The sequence below is a fragment of the Mesorhizobium sp. P2_B11 genome (assembly GCF_056404855.1).
In genome coordinates this window covers 538,072-556,293 of record NZ_JBFUDF010000001.1, presented here as the reverse complement: position 1 = coordinate 556,293, position 18,222 = coordinate 538,072, and the positions used below count along the sequence as shown (strand labels likewise).

The window sequence follows — 18,222 nt, the reverse complement described above, 5'->3', positions numbered from 1 at the left end:
ATACAAAAAGGGCGGCTCAAGCCGCCCTTTTTCGTTTGGGATAAAACGTTAATTACGGCTGGACCGTAACCTCGCTCCGTTCGCCGGCCTTGACAGTCACCGGCATTTCCTTGTCCTGGCCTTCACCGGACATGTGGCGGACGACAACATAGTCGCCGGCCGGAATGGTCTGCTGCCAGGTGTCGCCATAGCTCAGGCCAAGTGCCTTGCGGTTGCCCTGGATGTCCTTCTTCGATGACAGCACCTCGATCGAATAGGCGCCCGGCGCCGACATGGCTAGCACACCGGCATCGAGCGTCACCTTGACGTCCTTGACATCGCCAGCCTTGACGCTGAACGGCTGCTCGACGGTCGCGAGGTCAAGCGCGGTGACCGCGACATAGTCGTCCGGCGGCAGCCAGAACTTGCTGTCAGGGCCATAGGAATGGGCGACATCTTCGCGCGAGCCGTCGATCTTCTTCTTGGCCTTGACGATCTGAATGCTGATGCCTGACGAGTCGGCCTTGTCGCCGCCTGCGGTGTAATAGGCGTTGACGACCGCATGGCCGACGCCGACGACGATATCCTTTTCGACGGTCTGGCCGGCGGCGAGCTGGATGGTCTCGCTTACCGAGCCGCTGCCGATCTCGACCTTCACCTTCTGCTCACCGGCCGGCACGATGATCTTGGTATCGCCATAGTGGGTGGTGCTGCCGCCCGGGAAGGCGAAGTCGACATGGGCTTCATCGCTGATATCGGCACCCTGGTAGGCTTTTGGATGGATGAGCATGGTGCCGGCGTTCAAGGTGAAGAGCGGCTTGTAGACCTGACCGGCCTCGATCTTGACCTTCTGTTCCACCTGAGCCTCGTCGGCGCGCGCGACGACGATATAGTCGCCCGGCTCGAGATTGGCCTCGTAGCTGTTGTACTGGGTGGTGACGGACTCGCCGCGCGTGCCATCGGACTTGGCCTTGTAGACCTCCCAAGCATTGCCGTCGGTGATCGGATCGCCGCCTTCGGCCATGACCACGCTCGGAATGAAATTGAATTCGGGCTTTGCCGGCTCGGGCGCCGGGGTTGGAGCCGGAGCCGGCGCGGGTTCAGGCGCGGGTGCCGGGGCCGGCGCGGCGACGGTTTCGACCAGCGCTTCCTGCAGCGCCTTCTCGTCCGAAGCCTGGATGTATTTGCCGCCGGTGTTGTCGGCGAGGCAGGCGATCTGCTTGCCTTCGTCGGCGGTCAGGCCGAAGCCGACGACGTCTGCGGTGAAGTCGACGCCCGAGGCTTCCAGCTCCTTGCCCAGCGCGCACGGATCGCCGCCGCAGGTTTCAAGCCCGTCGGTGATGAGAACGACGGTCGCCTTGTCCTCGGTGTATTTCAGTGCTTCGGCCGCCTGTTTGACGGCAGCGGTCAGCGGCGTCTTGCCCAAAAATTTCAGGCTGTCGGCAGCGGCCGAGATGGCACTGGCCGAGCCCGCCTGCGGCGGCACGATCAGCTCGATGTCCTCGCAGCTGCCCTTTTCACGGTGGCCATAGGCCATGAAGCCGATCTCGTCGTCGGCCGGGACCGACTGCAGCACGGTCCTGAGCGATTCACGGGCGATTTCGAGCTTCGGCTTGCCGTCGATCTGGGCCCACATCGAGCCTGAAGCGTCAAGAATGATGATGACCTTGTTCGCGGCAAAGCCGAGCGACGTCATCGACAAAAGGAGCAGCGCCGCAGCGACGCTCCGCAAAAGTCCCGCCATGGAAATCTCCTTGAGGCCGCCCTCTGGTCCGCGCCGGAAGCTATTTGACGGCGCGTTCTGACACAAGCCCGCAGCGTGTCACGAACGGTTGCAGTGTAACAGGATCGGCCCCCGGCCAAGGCCTGTTCCGAGGCCGGCTCAAACACTGCATCAGTAGGTGGTGCGCCGCTCCTCCGAGGGCGGACGGCCGAACTGCAGCCGGTAGCTCTGCGCGAAATAGGAGTGCGAGGTGAAGCCGGTGGCAATGGCCACATCGAGGATCGGCATGTTGGTCTGGCGCAGCAATTCGCGGGCCCGCTCGAGCCTGAGCCGCATGTAGTAGCGGCCGGGTGTCACGCTCAGATGGCGCAGGAACAGCCGCTCGACCTGGCGCACCGACAGGCCTGCCGACTTGGCGAGCTGCACCGCCGACAAAGGTTCGTCGAGATGGTCGGCCATCAGTTCGACAATACGCCTCAGCTTCTCCGACTTGCCCGTCAGGTCGCGCTCCGGCCCGACGCGCTGGCGGTCGCCGGCGGAGCGGATGCGCTCATGCTGGAACTGGTTGGCGACGCCATTGGCGAGGTTCGAGCCGAAATCGCCACGCACGATCTCCAGCATCAGGTCGATCGAGGTGGTGCCGCCGGCGCAGGTGTAGCGCTTGCGGTCGATCTCGAAGACGTTGCCGGTGCAATTGATGTCGGGAAAGCGCTCGACGAAGCCGGCGCGATTCTCCCAATGGATGGTGCAGCGATAGCCTTCGAGCTGGCCGGCTTCGGCCAGGAGATAAGAACCGACCGACAGCGCGCCGAGCGCGTTGCCGCGCCGGCCCCAGCTGCGCAGCGCCGCCAGCACCTTGCTCTTGCCGGGGAACTCGATCGACAGGCCCACCGACACGAACAGGATGTCGACCGGCGGCAGGTCGGCCACGGCATAGTCGATCTTGAGCGGCAGGCCGTTGGAGGCCATGACCGGATCGCCGTCGGCCGAGACCGTGGTCCAGCCGTAGAAATCGCGGCCGAGCAGGCGGTTGGCCGAGCGGAAGGTGTCGATCGCCGCGGCCAGCGAAAACATCGAAAACTTGTCGACCAGCAGGAATGCGAATTGCCGGCCGCCTTGAACGGGATCATCCATGACCGGCCGTTCAGAGGGAATAATGGGGTTCGGCAAAGAAGCTGCTTTCTGGGTCAGAAGGAGGGCCGCTTCAAGCCGGCCGCAAGGTAGGCTGAGGCTAACGTATTGGCCATCAGCATGGCAATGGTCATCGGTCCGACACCGCCGGGCACCGGCGTGATGGCGCCGGCGGCCTTCGCCGCTTCGGCATAGGCGACGTCGCCGACGAGGCGGGTTTTGCCTTCGCCCTTCTCGGGCGCCGGAATGCGGTTGATCCCGACATCGATGACGGTGGCACCCGGCTTGACCCAGTCGCCCTTGACCATTTCGGGCCGGCCGACGGCAGCCACCAATATGTCGGCGGTGCGGGCCAGCGCCGGCAAGTCCTTGGTGCGGCTATGGGCGATGGTAACGGTGCAATTGGCGGCAAGCAAAAGATTGGCCATCGGCTTGCCGACAATGTTGGAGCGGCCGACGACCACGGCATTGAGGCCGGAAAGGTCCTTGCCGCGCACGCGTTCGATCAAGAGCATGGAACCCGCCGGCGTGCAGGGCACGAAGGCGGTTTCGAGTTCGCCGGTGCCGAGCTTGCCGACATTGATGAAATGGAAGCCGTCGACATCCTTTTGCGGCGCGATGGCCTGGATGATCTTGCCGGCATCGATATGGCCGGGAAGCGGCAGCTGAACCAGAATGCCGTTGACGGCCGGATCGGCGTTGAGCTCGCCGATGATCTTCAGCAGTGCCGCTTCGGACGTGTCGGCCGGCAGCGTGTGCTGGAGCGAATGAAAACCGCATTCCTTGGCGGTGCGCGACTTGGAAGCGACATAGACCTGGCTTGCCGGATCCTCGCCGACGATGACCACCGCCAGGCCGGGCTTGGCCTTGCCCTTGGCGATCAGGTCCGCGGTCAAGGCCTTGACCTTCTGAACCACGTCTTCGGCGACGCTCTTTCCGTCAATCACTTCGGCCATGAACCATCCTCGACATCATTCCAGCCAGGGCGCCGCGCGCGCCTTGGACATTGTTTCGCGCATGTCGTTGTTCCAAACGTTCCGCCCATTCGGGTCAAGCCCGACGGCAGCGCTTTTTGAGCGCCATGCTGCGCGGCATTTTCACGAAATTTGGCCCGGGCAATCCCGTCAAAGCGCCGTCAGATGCCGCTAACTCGAAACCGGCAGCTTTTATTGTGTGCTGACGGGCTCAGAGCGGCTCATCCCTTCACGGAAAGGCTGAACCGCTCTGCCTGTTGTTTTGACGCAATTCCGGACGGAAAACCGCGATGCACTTTTCCTGGAGTTGCTCAGAAATAGCGGCGGCGCGAACGGTTTTCGGTGAGTTCGCGCACCGCCTCGCGAAATTCGCGCAGGCCGGCGCGGATATCGTCGATTTGCGCCTGCTGGTCGTCCGACGGCGCCTCGGCCGGCTGCGGGGAAGACCAACTCTCGTGCGCTGCCGGCATCGGTCGGGCCTGCGAATAGGCGTAGTCAGCCGGTCGGCCGGGTTGCGCGTAGCCGGGCTGCTGCTCATAGGCGTGCGGAGCCTCGTGCCGGAAGTCCGGCTGACGATAGCCTACGGGCTCCTGCGCCGGCCTTGCGTATTCGGCGGCTGGTTGGGCGCCGTAGGTCTCGACGGGCCGTTCCCCTGATGTCCCGCTGCCTGGCGTGGCTTTGCGCATCGCTGAAAACAGTCCGCCGAACAGACCTGGGCCGCGGGCGGCGGGAGCGGCCTCGACCGGCAACACCAGAGGTGCTGCAGGTGGCGCCACAGGCAGCGGCGCGCGATAGACCTTGTCTTCGACGGGTGGCCGGCGCTCGTCCATTCTGCCGCGCGAACGCGAACCGGTGGCGTCGCGCAGGCTTGCAAAGGCGCCGCGCATTGCACCGAGACCGATGCCGGAAGCAAGGCCAAGCAGCAGGCCCGCAAGCGCGATCACAGCCCGCGACGGTCCGTTGGGTTCGAGTGGCGGTTGCGCTGCGGTCAGCACATTGATGTTGGTGGTGTTGATTTTTACCTGTTCGCCGGTCTGCTTGGCGCGCAGAAGATATTGTTCGTAGACAGAGCGTTTGGCGGTCGCATCGCGCTCCAGTTCGCGCAGGCTGACCAGATCGCTGTTGACGTCGCCGCTCTGGACCTTTGCCTGGGCCAGGCGGGAAGCAAGATCCTGCTCAAGCTGGACCGAGCGCTTCAAGTCGACCTGCAGCGACGAGGCGATGCGGCGCAGTTCGCCTGCGATGCGCTCGCGCGAGCCGTCGAGCTGGGCATCGAGCGCCTGATATTCGGGATGCCGCGGCCCCAGACGCACGGCGGCGCGGTCGGCCTCCTGCTTCAACGCTGCATATTGCGCACGCAGTTCGCTCATCGTGTTGGAGTTGATTTCTTCCGGCAGAGTGCCGTTGATAACCGAATTGAYGTCCAGCGAACGCGCCGACGCGGCGCGGGCATTGAGTTCCAGCGTGCGGGCCCGGGTGACGGAGAGCTGCTCGTTGAGCTTCAGCATCTGGTCGTCGCTGATCAGGTGGCCCTGCGCGTCAACGAGATCATGCGTGGCCCTGAAATCCTCGACCTTGCGCTCGGCCGCCTCGACATCCTTGCGCAGGTCATCGAGCTTGGCGGTCAGCTGGTCCGTCGCGCGTCCGGCCATCCCGAACTGGTATTGGGCCGCCTCCTGCTGGAAAACGTCCCTCGTCGTGTTGGCGATCTCCGCCGACTTGTCGGCACTTTGGGTGGTGGCGCCGATGGAAACGACAAAGCTCTTGCCGCTGCGCTCCACCGACAGGCTCTTGGCCAGATTGCCAACCGCCAGCGCCTGGCGGCGCGCTTCACCGGCTCCGCCAGGTCCATCCTGGCGCGACAGGATCGAGCGGATCAGCGACATGACGCCGAGGCCGCCGGAACCCTGTCCGTTGAACTCCGGATCGGCGACGAGATTGAGATCGGCGACGACCTTGTCGAGGACCTTGCCTGACGTCACCATCTTGATACGGGTTTCGACGACGGCCAGCGCCGCATCAGGCTGCCCGACCGGTTGGGTGAGATCGTTGTCGGAAAGCTTCAGGTCACCCGGCTCAATGACCACCTGGGTGGTGGCTTCGTATTTCTTCGGCGTCGAAACGGCGACGGCGACGCCGAGCACCGTTCCCAGTATCGTCGTCGAGACAATCAGCAGCTTGGACCGGGTGATGCCGCGGACGACCTGCAGCGGGTCGATCAGCGGCTTCCATTGCTGATCGTCGTCATCGTCGCGGTCCCGCCGCTGCTCGTCGGCATAGCGGGGCCTGTAAGCGGCTTGCGAGCGGTAGGCTTCGAAACGGGCCGCCTCGTCACGCGGTCTGAAGCCAGACGCCTCAGATGGCCTGGCCTGCTGGTAGCGAACGGCATCGTCTGCCGACGACCACGGTTCGCCCGAAACGGGTCCGCGGTCGGCTCGCGGCGGCTCGGGCGCCGCTTCGCGTGAGGCGTTTGACTGCGCCTCGCGCTGCGAGCGGGCAATCCGGTGACGCGTTGCGGCGTCTTCGCGCCATGACGGATCGGCCCGGTCGCCGATCGAAACCGGCGATGCATCCGCCGCCTCGTCGCCGCGCACAGCCCTGCCGAGCGCCAGGAGGGAGCGCTCGCGCCTCCAGTCTTCACGGTTTTCCCTGTCGACCATGTCTCGAAACTTTACCCTTGGCGGCTTGGGAGCGGCGGTCGGCCAATCGTTAAGCCACGCTAAACAGACATGGGAAACAAAAGGTTAATTTCCTTGACCCGAAGCCCAAGTTTCTCGCGTCCGCCGCACATTGTCGAGTGCGTAGAAAGGGTGGTCAGAACCGCACGTTAAACTTTCCGGCCTATGGCTTTCCTCGACATGATGCAGGCCAGCGACACACCGCAAAGGCGGACACTCGCCCGGATCGGTACCTTCGTGGCCGAACGACGGGGGCTGGTCCGCGACTATCTCTCGGCGATCAGCGGCGCCGGCGGGCGGCTGGTGTTCTCGCTCGCCTATTTCATCGCGCTCGCCAACACGCTGTCGATCGCCGAGTTCGGCATGTTCGCGACCGCTTCCGCCGCCGGCGTCATGCTGTCTCGCATCCTCGCCTTCGGCTTCATCTCGGCGCTCTATCGTACCGCCACCATCCGTCCCAACCTGATCGGCACCTTCACCGCCGGCTTCCTGCTGCTTGGCGCCGTGTCCTTGCCGTTGCTGGCGGCGGCCTCCTGGGGCGTCTACCTGATCTTCTTCGCCAGCACCGTGCCGCTGGCCGTCTTTGCCGCAATCGTCTTTGCCGAAGCGCTTTTGTGGCGGCCGGTCGAGGTGGTGCTGATCGTCAACAACGGGCTCGGCAAATTCGGCCGCGCCGCCGTGCTGTCGATCGTGACCACGGCGTTCCGCGCGCTCGGCGCCGTGTTGTTCATGCTGTCCGGGCAGCACAGCGTCTGGGTCTGGTCGTTGTTCTACATCGGCGCCAATGCCGCCTCGCTGCTGCTCGCCTTCGGCTTCTACTATCCGCGCCAGCGGCTCAGGCTGCGCACCGAGCTGTATCTGCGGCGGCTTGCCGATTCGATCTATGTCGCCGGCGCCGAAGTGCTGTTCTACCTGCAGTCGGAATTCGACAAGCTGCTTGTGCTGGCGATCGGCGGGCCGCATCTGGCCGGCATCTATGCCATCATCATGCGGCTGGTCGATCTGACCGCAATCCCGATCCGCACCTTCTCGATGATGCTGGTGCAGAAGATGATGCGAGCGCCGGAAATGTTGGCGCGGCTGCGGGTCAAGAGCGGCATCGAGGGCGGCGTGTTCCTGGTGTCGACACTGGCGCTGGCGGCACTCGGCATCGTGCTGCATTTCTTCCCCAATGCGCTGGGCCGCAACGTCGCCGAGGCGGCACCGCTGGTGGCATTGGCAATCGGCGTGCCGGGACTGCGCAATTTGATCGAGTACCAGGCCGAGCTGCTGTTCGCGCGCGGGCAGACCGCGATCCGCGCGCTCAACCTTGGCCTGCTGGCCGGGCTGAAGGCGGTGCTGTTGACCTATGTGCTGACCACGATCGCCGACACGCCCACTCTGGTGCTGTCGCTCAATGTCGTCTTCCTGCTTCTTTATCTCGCCTCGGCACTGCTGACCTACTCAGCAATGCGCAAACCGGCGAAAGCGATCTAATCCAGCCCGATCAGACGGCGGATGCGGCCGATATCGGTGCCGATGAAGGACTGCATGCCGATCGCCACCTGCTCCGGCGCCATGGCGGCGACGAAGCTTCGGAATTCGTCATCCGACAGCGCCTCGCCGGTCCAGTGGACGCGGCAGAATTCTTCTGCACCGTGGAAATGGCCGGCGCCTTTCAGCACATCGTCGACATAGCGGCCGTAGATCATGCATTCGGAGAAGCGGCGCGCCGAGCCGATGACTTCGACCCAGTTGCGACCACCATGCACCTTCTCGATCTCAGCGCACATCGCCATCACCGTCTGCCGGCGCCAGCCAATCAGCGTCGAGATGTAGTCGTGGGTCGAGACTTCTGATGGATCGACGCCAAGCGCCGAGGCTGCATTGCGCGACCAGATGCGATGCTCATCATGACCCTCGCTCGACAGCACGCCGTCGCGCCGGAACAACCGCACTTTGCCGTCGCGCCAGAACGCGCTCAGATCGAACGGTTTGACGAACGCGACGTCGGAATCGCAGAAGACCAGCACGTCCTCCCCAGCATGTGCAGCGATGGCGATGCGGCGCAGCTGCTGCACGTGCCAGCCGCGCAGCGGCTGGGTCTTGAAGCTCAGCCAGATGCGACGGCGAAACAGGCTCATCGGATCGTCGAACACGCGCAGCCAGCGCGGCAGCAGGTCGCGTTCATCGACGACGCTGCGGCGGCTGCTTTCCAATTGGCGAAACAGCGCCATGTCGCGATGCTCGACCAGTATGTAGTGATGCGCCACGCCGGAGACATTGCGGTCGAGGGTCTCGCACAGCAGGCGGCAGCGCTCGAAATCCGGCGCATAGCTGGCGGTCACCACCGCCGCTGTCGGCGTCTGCGGCAGGACACCCGTGTCCACGGCGGGGCTCGGCACGAAGCGGCTGTTCACCGCGGCTCTCCGACAGACCTGGGCGAGAATTTCTGCCTGACGGCACGCCACAGGAACACCGGATTGCCGACGACGTAGCGGCGCCACAGCCGACCCGGCTCGATGCACAGGCGAAACAGCCATTCGAGCCTCAGCTGGCGCATCCACAGCGGTGCTCGCGGCACGGAGCCGGAAAGGAAATCGAGCAGCGCGCCGACGGCGATCGGCAGCGTGCAGTGGCGCGCATCGATATGACGGGCGATCCACAATTCCTGGCGCGGCACGCCCATGGCGACAAGCAGCACGTCGGGCCGCAACGCCTCGATGCGGTCGACGATTGCCTGCTCTTCGGCGGGCGAGAAATAGCCGTCATGGATGACGACGAATTTGTGCTGCACGGCCAGCGCAGCCAGCTTGATCGACGCCGCCTCGGCGTTGGCGCGAGTGGCGCCAAGCAGCCCGACGGTCAGCGGCCTTGCCGATGCCTGCAGAAAGGCCGGAATGAAATCGGTGCCGTTGAGATTGTCCGGAAATGGCGAGCCGTAGAGCAGCTTTGCCGCCAGATCGACGCCGACGCCGTCGGGCAGGATGAGGAAATCGTCGAGCGCTTCGGCAAAGACCGGATCGGTATAGGCGATGTTGGCGTTGTGAGCGTTGAGAAAGCTGATCTTGGTGAAGCGCCGCTCGACAATCAACCGAGCCATTAGCGCGATCGCATCATCCCAGCGGATGGCGAGGACCGGAATGCCGAGGATCGTCTTCAGCCTATCGAGGCCCAAGGCGGCGCGGGCGGTGTGCATGTTCATGCAAACACCTCCTGCCCGACCGGCCCGAGCTTTTCCAAACCGAGCCTGATGGCGGCATCGAGCGCCTTCATCTGACTGCGGTGGAAGGCGCTGCCGTCGACATCCCTGACATCGGCCGCCGCCGCCTCCAGCGCGCCCGCGAAGGCAGCGGGATCGTCCGACACCACGCAGTTGGCCGGGCGATGGTCGATGCCGCGCAGCGAGCGGCTGGTGGCGACCGACGGCAGGCCAAGCTCGAAGGTTTCGATGGTCTTGAGCTGCACGCCTGAGCCGGCGGTGCTGATCAGCGGAATGACGGCGCCACCGCGCACGAAAGCCTGCGCGTCGGGCACGCGGCCGACGAATTGGACACCGGGATGCGAAGAGCTGATATCGGACGGCATGTTGCCGGCGATCCTGATGCGAAAACTCCGGCGAAGATGCGGCACGACCTTTTCCAGGAACCAGTCGAGGCCGATGCGATTCGGCTGCCAGGTCCAGGTGCCGATCAGCGCCGCGTCGTAATCGATGCGGCGCGGCTTTACCGGCTTCGGCGCCGTGGCAGTGGTCACCAGCGGCAGCACTGCCGAGCGCTCATCGGAGGCAACGCCGAGTGCGGCGCGATCTTCCTCGGCAAGCGTAAAGACGAAGCGGGCCTGGCGGCAGAGCCGCTCCTCCATGATCTTGAGCAGCCTCGCCTCGCGGGCAAACAGCAAGCGCTGGAAGCGACTGTTTGCAGCCGCCGCATTCTCCAGTGCCGAAGCATGTTCGACATTGTGAGCGACAAAGATCGAGGGACGGTCGGCGAACAGTTTTTCGAAGGCGCCGGCAAACTGCACGGAATTCAGGACATAGCCGTCGAAAGGACCGGCGCGCTCGATCGCAGCACTGACGTCACTGTCGGAAACCGCGCGCAACTTGACGGAAGCGAAGGTGAGCCCTGACAGCATCGCCTTGCCGAGCCAGGCGAGCTTCTGCCGTACCGAGGCGTTTTCCGTGCGCACGTCGACGGCGCCGAGCACGATGGTGTTTTCGGGGTCGCTCGGCGCCTTGCCCGGCCAGATGAAGCCGATGACGGTGACGCGCACGCCGGCGCGCCGCAAAGCGGCGATGATCGCAGCATTGGCGATCTCATAGCCCGAGGCGAGTGCGCCGTCGGGCACGATCGATGTGGCGAACAGCAGATGCATCTCACCTATCCAGGCGCCAGCCACTAGCAAAGCTGGGTGAACCCTTGATTAAGTCACACAACGCAACGGTGGAAAGGCGAAAATCGGCCGGCGCCGCTGCGAAAGATGATTAACCAAACGTTATCATCGCAATGCTATCGAAAACCAGATTTAATACTTGCGGCTGGAAGCGGATGATCCCTTTGCCATCGGATGGTTCGGTATCGATCGCGGGACGCTCTCCGGGGCTCGCCGCCGAGACCATCGAAGCCGTCGTCACGCTGCCGACTTTCAAGCGGCCAGAGCTGCTCCTGGAAACGCTGGCGTCGCTGAAGGCGCAAATGACAGCGAGGCGTTTCGCCGTCATCGTCATCGAGAACGAAGCCGAGGCCCGCGAGGGCGCCAAGGCGGCGCTGCCGCTGTTTGCGCGCGGCGATATGGCTGGCATGGTCATCATCGCGCATGAGCGCGGCAATTGCAGCGCCTACAATGCCGGCTGGCAGACGGCGATCCTGCATTTTCCTGACTTCCGCCACCTGCTTGTCATCGACGATGACGAGATCGCCGACGCAGATTGGCTGGAGCGCATGTGCAAGGCGTCGGAGACGCTTGGCGCCGACATTGTCGGCGGGCCGCAAGTGCCTGTGTTTGCCGATCCGGCCCACGCCAAATGGGCCGAGCACCCGGTGTTTGCGCCGCCCTATCGCGAGACCGGGCGCGTGGCCGCACTCTATTCCTCGGGCAACCTTCTGGTCGGGCGCAATGTGCTGACCGCCATGGGGCCGCCCTTCCTCGACTTGCGCTTCAACTTCATGGGCGGCGGCGATTCCGACTTCCTCAGCCGGTCGGCGCAGAAAGGTTTCGTGCTTGGCTGGTGCGCCGAGGCCAGGGTGCGCGAAGGCGTTCCGGCCAGGCGCGTCGAGGCCAACTGGATCCGCGCCCGATCCTTGCGCAACGGCGTGATCTCGACACTGGTCGAGAAGAAGAAACGCGCCGGCACGCCGTTGGCCGGAGTCAAGGTGTTTGCTAAAAGTCTGGCACTGCTTGCCGCCTCGCCGCTGCGCGGTGCGATCAAGCTGGCGCGGACAGGCTCCCTGTCGACGGCGCTTTATCCCGTCTATGTCGCGCTCGGCCGCGTGCTTGCCGAATTCGGATACGCCAATGAGCAATACAGGCAGCCTGAGAAGAACTGACGAGCTGCTGCTGGGCGGCATCGTCACCCGCGACGGCATGGCGACGGCGATTGCCGCGCTGCTGTTTGCCGTCATCATCGTGTCGTTCCGGCCATTTCAGCCGGCCGGCGCCGAACTGACCGGCGATGGCGGCGATATCGTCAACCAGCTCGGCTTCAGTTCGCTCGGCGCCATTTCGATCTTCTCGCTGCTGACCTTCGCCGACCCCAAGGTGGTGCGCTCGCTGCTCAGCCCGTCCTGGATCCTGATGCTCGGCTTTTTCATGCTTTCGGTCATCAACGCGACCGATCCGTCCTCGGCGATGCGCGCGGCCTTCTTCACGCTGCTCGGCATTTTGACGATCGCCACGGTGCTGATCCTGCCGCGCGATGCCGACAGTTTCTCGAAAGTCATCATCTTCTGCGCGGTCGTCGTTATCGGCCTGTCCTATATCGGCCTCATCGTCTTTCCGCATGAGGCACTGCATACAGCCGACTCGCAGGAGCCTGAACATGCGGGCCTGTGGCGCGGCGTCTTCGCCCACAAGAACATCGCCGGGCCGGTCATGGCCTGCTTCAGCTTCGCCGGGCTCTATCTCTTCCGGCGTGGGCAAAAATTCTGGGGCGTGGCGATCTTCGGTGCGGCGATGGTCTTCATGCTGCACACCGGTTCCAAGACGACGGCCGGCCTGGTGCCGTTCTCGATCCTGATCGTGGTGCTGCCGGGCCTGATCGGCATGCGGTTCGGCACGCCGGTCCTGTTTGCGCTGGCAATGATTGCCACGGCTGTCGGCACGCTGGGCATCGTCTTCATCCCGCCGGTCAAGGAACTGGCGGCGACCTATTTCCCCGACCTCACCTATACAGGCCGCACCACGCTGTGGGAGTTTTCCGGCGAGATGCTGGCGAAGAAGCCGTGGACCGGCTACGGCTATGAAAGTTTTTGGGGCACGCCGCTGCTGCTCAGCCAGGACCAGCCTTTCGACCGGCCCTGGGACATCCGGACCATCGTGCACGGCCATGACGGCTATCTCGACATTGCCGTGCTGATGGGCATCCCGGCGCTCTGCGTTGCCGTCTACACATTCCTGATCGCGCCGCTGCGCGACTACATGCGCATCCCGCCGCGCAAGGAGAACATCTATCTCGGCGACTTCTTCATGATGGTGGTGCTGTTCACGGCGCTGAACGCTTTCCTCGAAAGCTTCTTCTTCCACCGCGGCGACCCGGTCTGGCTGTTCTTCGTGCTCGGCGTGCTTGGCCTGCGGCAAGTGTCGCTGCGGCCGATAGCGGTGCGCCGGCGACCTTGACCGGCTGGCCTGATCCAGCCAGCCTTGAGGGTCTTCCCCGCCCGTCGGCGAGCGTTTAAGGAGAAGCCTGTCTCGGAGGGCTCTCAATGACGATCAGGCTTGTTCTCGCCGGTTGCGGCAATATGGGTTACGCCATGCTGGCGGGCTGGCTGAAATCCGGCAAGCTTGCCGCGCAAGCCGTGTTCGTGGTCGAGCCCAATGCCGAGCTGCGCAAGCGCGCCGAGCATCTTGGCTGCGGCGTCGCCGCGGATGCGAAGGGCATCCCGGCCGATGCTGAGCCCGACCTCGTCGTCATCGCCGTGAAGCCGCAGGTCATCCGCGACGTCACCGCTGCCTACAAGCGTTTCGCCGATGGCAGGACCACCTTCGTCAGCATCGCTGCCGGCACGTCTGTCGCCACCTTCGAGCACATCCTCGGCCATCTCGCGCCGATCATCCGCTGCATGCCGAACACGCCGGCGGCGATCGGCAAGGGCATGATGGTGGTCTACTCCAACCCCTTGGTGACCGACGATGTCCGCCGTTTCGTTGCCGAGTTGCTGTCGGCGAGCGGAGTGGTGACCACGATCGACGACGAAGGGCTGATGGATGCGGTGACGGCGGTGTCCGGCTCCGGCCCGGCCTATATCTTCCACTTCATCGAAGGGCTGACGGTGGCCGCCGAAAAGGCCGGCCTGCCGAGAGATACCGCCAGGCTGCTGGCCATGCAGACCGTCTATGGCGCCGCAGCACTCGCAGCCGAAAGCGGCGAGGAGCCCGGCGTGCTGCGCCAGCAAGTCACCAGCCCCAACGGCACCACAGCCGCGGCGCTTGCCGTGCTGATGGGCGAAGAGCGGTTGACGAAGCTGCTGACCGAAGCGGTGGAAGCCGCACGGCTGAGGTCGATAGAGCTCGGGAAATAACACCTGCGGGGCGTCAGGGCTGTATGCAGCCCTGACCCGAGCCAGGCCGCATCAGCCCCACTTCATTTCACCCTTGGCGACCTTTGCGCCCAGCTCCAGCGACGAGACGTCAAGCAGATCGGGATAGCGCCGCTTCATCGCCGCAATCAGCTCGACGCTGGATTTCGCCTTGTCGGCTTCCTCATTGAACGCTTCGAGATAGGCGCGGGTGAATTCCACCGCCGCCAGGCCGTCCGGCGCACCGGCGACCTGATGCGACGGCACCACGATCTTGGGTTTGCGCGCAGCGATTTCACCCAGCGCGGCAATCCATTTCTTGCGCTCGTCAATGGTTGGCTCATCGGCAACCCAGACATGCACGCCCGACGAGATCAGCACGCCACCGAACACGGCTTCAAGACTGGGCACCCAGAGATAGCGGCGGTCTTTCAGATCGGCGACGGTGACGATCTCGACCGTGTTGCCTTCGATTTCAAGCGCGGCGACATCGGACACCTCGGGAATGACGACATCCGCCAGAACCTTCGGACCGTTGTCCTTGAGCTGCGGCCCCCAGACATCGAGCTTGCCCTGCACATTGGCCTTGATCGCGGCCACCGTCGCGCCGGCCGCGATGATCCTGGCGCCGGGAAAGGCATCCGCGATGGGACGCAGACCGAAATAATAGTCAGGGTCGCTGCAGCTGACATAGATCGTGGTCAGGGTCTTGCCCGTCGCCTTGATCGCATCCGCGACCGCCCGGCCATCGGAGAGCGTAAATCCGCCGTCGAGCAGGATGGCTTCCTTCTCGCCGGTCAGCAGCACCGGCGTGCGGCGGAAGCCGCTCTCATCGGCCTGAAAATAGGTCCATGCCAGCTTGCCGGCAGCGCTGGCTGCAAAGGTCAGCGGCTGCAGCACGGCAACCGCGCCCGCGGCCAGAAGGGTTTTCATCGTGTCGCGTCTTGTCCAAACGGTCTGCAACATCTCAATCCTCAATGGGTTTCAACTGATCGGCCGGAGATTGGCATCTCGGCATCGTTTGAAAAATACGGATCAAAAAGACAGAGTGTCTGAATGGATCAGACAATGGTGGCCGGCGCATGAGGCACGGCTAGCCCTATGCGATTGCCCCGTCACTTCACCCCGAAAGCCTACGCCCCGTAGAGCATCTCATCCTGCAGCTTGCGCAGGGCGTAAAGCCTGGTCGTCTGGTCGGGCGTGGCATTGTCCGTGGTCAGCAGTTCGCCCTTCCTGACCGGTTTCAGCACCTTGCCACCCTCGAGCAGGCCGACCGGTACGGCGTGGTGGGCGCGGGCCTCTTCAGCGGTCATGGTCCAGGAACGGTAGCAGGTCTCGCCGATGGCATCGAACGTCTCGCCGGCGGCGAGATCGCGTTTGGCCACCGCGCAGACCTCGGCGACCGGCTTCGGCAGCGGCACCATGTCGGGCCGGCCGTAGAGCATGATGCGGGCGGCCGTCAGCGGCACTTCCAGCGAAGTCAGGTGATAGGGCCGGAAGAAGCTGTAATAGGGGCCGTGGCCGATATGCAGATCGTCCATGCGCTCGACGATGCGCGGATGCGTCGCCTCGACGATGACGAAGACGCCGGGCGCCACGCCCTTGCCAATGGTGTAGTCAACCACGCCCTTCTTCGACAGGATGCCGCCATCGGCGCGCGGGATCAGCACCTTGGCCAGTTCGTCGCGGTCGGCCTTCGGGCCATGCATGCCAGGAACATCCGGTACCAGGCCGGTGGCGTTGGCGATGGCGCACATCTCGACCATGGTTTTCGAGCCGTCGACGAACTCGACCAGCATACGCGGGTTCATGTTGCGGCGGATCGCTTCCTCGCGATAGTCGTCGGGCACGGCATCATGGTTGAGCGGGTTGTTCTTGCCCTTGCCGGCCGAGACGATGGTGTAGCCGAGCGCCGAAGCGAACTCGATCAGCTCCATGCAGCTCGATGGCTCATCGCCGGCGCCGACCGAATAAACGACGCCGAGACGATCGGCCTGCTGCTTGAGATAACAGCCGATGGTGACGTCAGCCTCGACATTCATCATCACCAGATGCTTGCCGTGTTCCATTGCCTTCAAGTCGAAATCGGCGGCGACGCCGGGTTTTCCGGTGGCATCGATGACGACGTCGATCAGCGGATTGGTGACCAGCATCTCGTTCGAGGTGATGGCGATTTTTCCCGACTCGATCGCCGAAGTGACTTTCGAGCCTGTATCGGCTTCGACGGCCATGGCCTCGTCGCCATAGGCGATCCGGATCGCGTCACGCGCCGTGTGCGGGCGCCGCGTCGAGATCGCCGACACCGAGATGCCCGGCATCAGCATGCCTTGCGTGACCAGATCGGTGCCCATTTCGCCGGAGCCGATGACGCCGATGCGCACCGGCTTGCCTTCGGCAGCGCGCTTCGCGAGATCGCGGGCCAGTCCGGTCAGGGCGACATTGGTCATGCAAGCGTGTCCACGGCTTCTTGATTTGCAGGCGGGAATAGCAGGGAACGGCCCTACTTTGCCAACGAAACCGGCGGACTGCGGCAATTTCTCGGACAATAGACGCTGCCGGCCAGGTTAACCCCGTCAAGAAACCGACTGGCCGAATGCTGCTTCAAACCACCCTGACGTAGCTCGTCATGCCGGTTTTCTGGTGTTCGATGATGTGGCAGTGCAGCAGCCAGTCGCCAAGATTATCGGCGACGAAGCCGAGCTGCACCTTCTCATTGGGCTGGATGAGATAGGTGTCGGAGATCACCGGCTGCACCGGGCGCGTCGAGGACGACAGCACCTTGAAGCTCATGCCGTGCAGATGGATCGGATGCGATTGCGGCGTCAAATTCTCCATGTCGATGACATAGCTTTTGCCGAGTTTCAGTTCGGCCAAGGGCGCGGTGGGGTCCGGCGTGTCACCCGGCCACGGCACCTTGTTGATGGCCCAGAAACTGTACCCCAGCGTGCCGCATATGCTGTCGCTCGGCACGTTTTCCGCTGTGGCGCTGAGCGACAGCGCAATATGCCTGGCGCTGGCGAGGTCGACCTCCTGCACCGGATTGGCTTCCAGCGGCGCGAGGTCGCGCAGGTCCCGCTTGAGCGAGCTGCCGGTGGCGCGCAGCGTGGCGAGCGTCTTGGGTTTTGTCCCCCTGACGTCGCCGAGGCTGACGATGGCGCCCTCCTGGTCCGGCATGCGGATGGCGAGGTCCATGCGCTGGCCCGGACCGAGCAGCAAGGCATCGGGCGCAAAACGCTGAGGCACCGGATTGCCGTCGAGCGCGATAACAGTGGCTTCCGCGCCTTCGACGCGAAAGGCGTAGATGCGGGTGACATCGGTGATAGCGACCCGCAGCCGCACCAGCCCGCCCGCCGGCGCGTCGAACTGCGGCTGGTCGAGCCAGTTGGCGGTGCGAACCGTACCATAGGTGCCGGTTTTTGCGGCATCGCGCGGGCGGAACTGCTGGATGAACTGGGCGTCGTCGCCGAGCCGCCAGTCGCGCAGGTTGACGACCGCCTCGGCGTCGAACTTCGGATCGCTGGGGTTTTCGACAACGATGACGCCGGTGAGGCCATGGCCCATCTGCTCCAGCGTGTTGCAGTGCGGGTGATACCAGAAGGTGCCGGCGTCGGGCGGGGTGAAGGCGTAGTCGAAATGATCGCCGGTGTAGACGTAGGGCTGAACCAGGAAAGGGACGCCGTCCATCTTGTTGGGAACGCGGATGCCGTGCCAGTGGATGGTGGTCGGATCGTCGATGCCGTTGACGAGCTGCGCGGCAAAGGGCTCGCCCTTTTTCATCCTGAGCACCGGCGGCATGCCGGATTGACCATAGGTCAGCACGTCCCGGGTCTCGGCCGCATCCATGAACTTCGCCTGGATCTTCGCCGTCTTGAGCACCGCCGGCTCCGGCGCAGCCGCCGCCCAGCCGCCGAGCCTCGCCATAGCAGCAAGGCCGACCCCGCCAACGCCGGCAACCGCAGCCGTTTTTAGAAGCCTGCGGCGGGTGAATATGGTCATATGAAGCTCCAACTGAAATGCGGCTGTGT

14 protein-coding genes are annotated in these 18,222 nt (G+C 64.1%); 4 read left to right on the top strand and 10 right to left on the bottom strand.

What is annotated here, in order from left to right:
• Positions 1-52 precede the first annotated feature (52 nt).
• From AC1DYJ_RS02530 to AC1DYJ_RS02515, 4 genes are all read right to left on the bottom strand, one after another.
• A complete protein-coding gene (locus AC1DYJ_RS02530) occupies positions 53-1,723 on the bottom strand; it encodes a vWA domain-containing protein (RefSeq protein ID WP_477279693.1) in 1,671 nt (556 codons plus the stop codon).
• A 150-nt stretch (positions 1,724-1,873) separates the two neighbouring features.
• The gene (locus AC1DYJ_RS02525; protein ID WP_112561945.1) at positions 1,874-2,836 is read right to left on the bottom strand and encodes a GlxA family transcriptional regulator; all 963 of its coding nucleotides are present in this window, start codon (positions 2,834-2,836) and stop codon (positions 1,874-1,876) included.
• A 53-nt stretch (positions 2,837-2,889) separates the two neighbouring features.
• The gene (gene folD / locus AC1DYJ_RS02520; protein WP_477279690.1) at positions 2,890-3,789 is read right to left on the bottom strand and encodes a bifunctional methylenetetrahydrofolate dehydrogenase/methenyltetrahydrofolate cyclohydrolase FolD; all 900 of its coding nucleotides are present in this window, start codon (positions 3,787-3,789) and stop codon (positions 2,890-2,892) included.
• Positions 3,790-4,118: 329 nt separating this feature from the next.
• Entirely contained in the window at positions 4,119-6,467 is a 2,349-nt protein-coding gene (locus AC1DYJ_RS02515; protein WP_477425926.1) for a GumC family protein, read from the bottom strand.
• Between the two features lie 198 nt (positions 6,468-6,665).
• On the opposite strand from AC1DYJ_RS02515, the gene AC1DYJ_RS02510 reads away from it, so the two are divergent.
• Positions 6,666-7,961, top strand: a complete 1,296-nt coding sequence (locus tag AC1DYJ_RS02510; protein ID WP_477279686.1) for a lipopolysaccharide biosynthesis protein — start codon at positions 6,666-6,668, stop codon at positions 7,959-7,961.
• Here the strand turns inward: AC1DYJ_RS02510 and AC1DYJ_RS02505 are convergent.
• The 3 genes from AC1DYJ_RS02505 to AC1DYJ_RS02495 are packed head-to-tail and all read right to left on the bottom strand — an operon-like array spanning position 7,958 to position 10,838.
• Complete coding sequence (locus AC1DYJ_RS02505) at positions 7,958-8,884, bottom strand: DUF6492 family protein (protein ID WP_477279684.1); 927 nt, start codon at positions 8,882-8,884, stop codon at positions 7,958-7,960. The two genes, AC1DYJ_RS02510 and AC1DYJ_RS02505, sit on opposite strands and share 4 nt — an antisense overlap.
• Positions 8,881-9,669: a WecB/TagA/CpsF family glycosyltransferase gene (locus AC1DYJ_RS02500; RefSeq protein ID WP_477279682.1), complete on the bottom strand. Its 789-nt coding sequence runs from the start codon at positions 9,667-9,669 to the stop codon at positions 8,881-8,883. The genes AC1DYJ_RS02505 and AC1DYJ_RS02500 overlap by 4 nt, the downstream gene beginning before the upstream one ends.
• Complete coding sequence (locus AC1DYJ_RS02495; RefSeq protein ID WP_477279680.1) at positions 9,666-10,838, bottom strand: glycosyltransferase family 4 protein; 1,173 nt, start codon at positions 10,836-10,838, stop codon at positions 9,666-9,668. The genes AC1DYJ_RS02500 and AC1DYJ_RS02495 overlap by 4 nt, the downstream gene beginning before the upstream one ends.
• Positions 10,839-11,011: 173 nt before the next feature.
• Here AC1DYJ_RS02495 and AC1DYJ_RS02490 point away from each other — a divergent pair, with 173 nt between their 5' ends.
• The 3 genes from AC1DYJ_RS02490 (at position 11,012) to proC (ending at position 14,200) form a co-directional block, all read left to right on the top strand.
• Positions 11,012-12,010: a glycosyltransferase family 2 protein gene (locus AC1DYJ_RS02490; protein WP_477279678.1), complete on the top strand. Its 999-nt coding sequence runs from the start codon at positions 11,012-11,014 to the stop codon at positions 12,008-12,010.
• The gene (locus AC1DYJ_RS02485) at positions 11,979-13,298 is read left to right on the top strand and encodes an O-antigen ligase family protein (protein WP_477279676.1); all 1,320 of its coding nucleotides are present in this window, start codon (positions 11,979-11,981) and stop codon (positions 13,296-13,298) included. The genes AC1DYJ_RS02490 and AC1DYJ_RS02485 overlap by 32 nt, the downstream gene beginning before the upstream one ends.
• A gap of 86 nt (positions 13,299-13,384) precedes the next feature.
• Positions 13,385-14,200: a pyrroline-5-carboxylate reductase gene (gene proC / locus AC1DYJ_RS02480; RefSeq protein ID WP_477279674.1), complete on the top strand. Its 816-nt coding sequence runs from the start codon at positions 13,385-13,387 to the stop codon at positions 14,198-14,200.
• A 51-nt stretch (positions 14,201-14,251) separates the two neighbouring features.
• Here proC and AC1DYJ_RS02475 read toward each other — a convergent pair whose 3' ends face one another.
• The 3 genes from AC1DYJ_RS02475 to AC1DYJ_RS02465 all read right to left on the bottom strand — a co-directional run bounded on the left by AC1DYJ_RS02475 (position 14,252) and on the right by AC1DYJ_RS02465 (position 18,193).
• Positions 14,252-15,130, bottom strand: a complete 879-nt coding sequence (locus tag AC1DYJ_RS02475; RefSeq protein ID WP_477279672.1) for an MBL fold metallo-hydrolase — start codon at positions 15,128-15,130, stop codon at positions 14,252-14,254.
• 200 nt (positions 15,131-15,330) lie between these two features.
• The gene (locus AC1DYJ_RS02470) at positions 15,331-16,644 is read right to left on the bottom strand and encodes an NAD(P)H-dependent oxidoreductase (protein WP_477279670.1); all 1,314 of its coding nucleotides are present in this window, start codon (positions 16,642-16,644) and stop codon (positions 15,331-15,333) included.
• Between the two features lie 154 nt (positions 16,645-16,798).
• Entirely contained in the window at positions 16,799-18,193 is a 1,395-nt protein-coding gene (locus AC1DYJ_RS02465) for a multicopper oxidase family protein (RefSeq protein ID WP_477279668.1), read from the bottom strand.
• Positions 18,194-18,222: the final 29 nt, after the last annotated feature.

Excerpts from the sequence above, each read along its gene's own strand:
- AC1DYJ_RS02475 (WP_477279672.1), bottom strand. The coding sequence starts at position 15,130 with ATGAAAACCCTTCTGGCCGCGGGCGCGGTTGCCGTGCTGCAGCCGCTG.
- AC1DYJ_RS02495 (WP_477279680.1), bottom strand. The coding sequence starts at position 10,838 with ATGCATCTGCTGTTCGCCACATCGATCGTGCCCGACGGCGCACTCGCC.
- AC1DYJ_RS02485 (WP_477279676.1), top strand. The coding sequence starts at position 11,979 with ATGAGCAATACAGGCAGCCTGAGAAGAACTGACGAGCTGCTGCTGGGC.
- proC (WP_477279674.1), top strand. The coding sequence starts at position 13,385 with ATGACGATCAGGCTTGTTCTCGCCGGTTGCGGCAATATGGGTTACGCC.
- AC1DYJ_RS02470 (WP_477279670.1), bottom strand. The coding sequence starts at position 16,644 with ATGACCAATGTCGCCCTGACCGGACTGGCCCGCGATCTCGCGAAGCGC.
- folD (WP_477279690.1), bottom strand. The coding sequence starts at position 3,789 with ATGGCCGAAGTGATTGACGGAAAGAGCGTCGCCGAAGACGTGGTTCAG.
- AC1DYJ_RS02525 (WP_112561945.1), bottom strand. The coding sequence starts at position 2,836 with ATGGATGATCCCGTTCAAGGCGGCCGGCAATTCGCATTCCTGCTGGTC.
- AC1DYJ_RS02530 (WP_477279693.1), bottom strand. The coding sequence starts at position 1,723 with ATGGCGGGACTTTTGCGGAGCGTCGCTGCGGCGCTGCTCCTTTTGTCG.
- AC1DYJ_RS02465 (WP_477279668.1), bottom strand. The coding sequence starts at position 18,193 with ATGACCATATTCACCCGCCGCAGGCTTCTAAAAACGGCTGCGGTTGCC.
- AC1DYJ_RS02510 (WP_477279686.1), top strand. The coding sequence starts at position 6,666 with ATGATGCAGGCCAGCGACACACCGCAAAGGCGGACACTCGCCCGGATC.
- AC1DYJ_RS02500 (WP_477279682.1), bottom strand. The coding sequence starts at position 9,669 with ATGAACATGCACACCGCCCGCGCCGCCTTGGGCCTCGATAGGCTGAAG.
- AC1DYJ_RS02490 (WP_477279678.1), top strand. The coding sequence starts at position 11,012 with ATGATCCCTTTGCCATCGGATGGTTCGGTATCGATCGCGGGACGCTCT.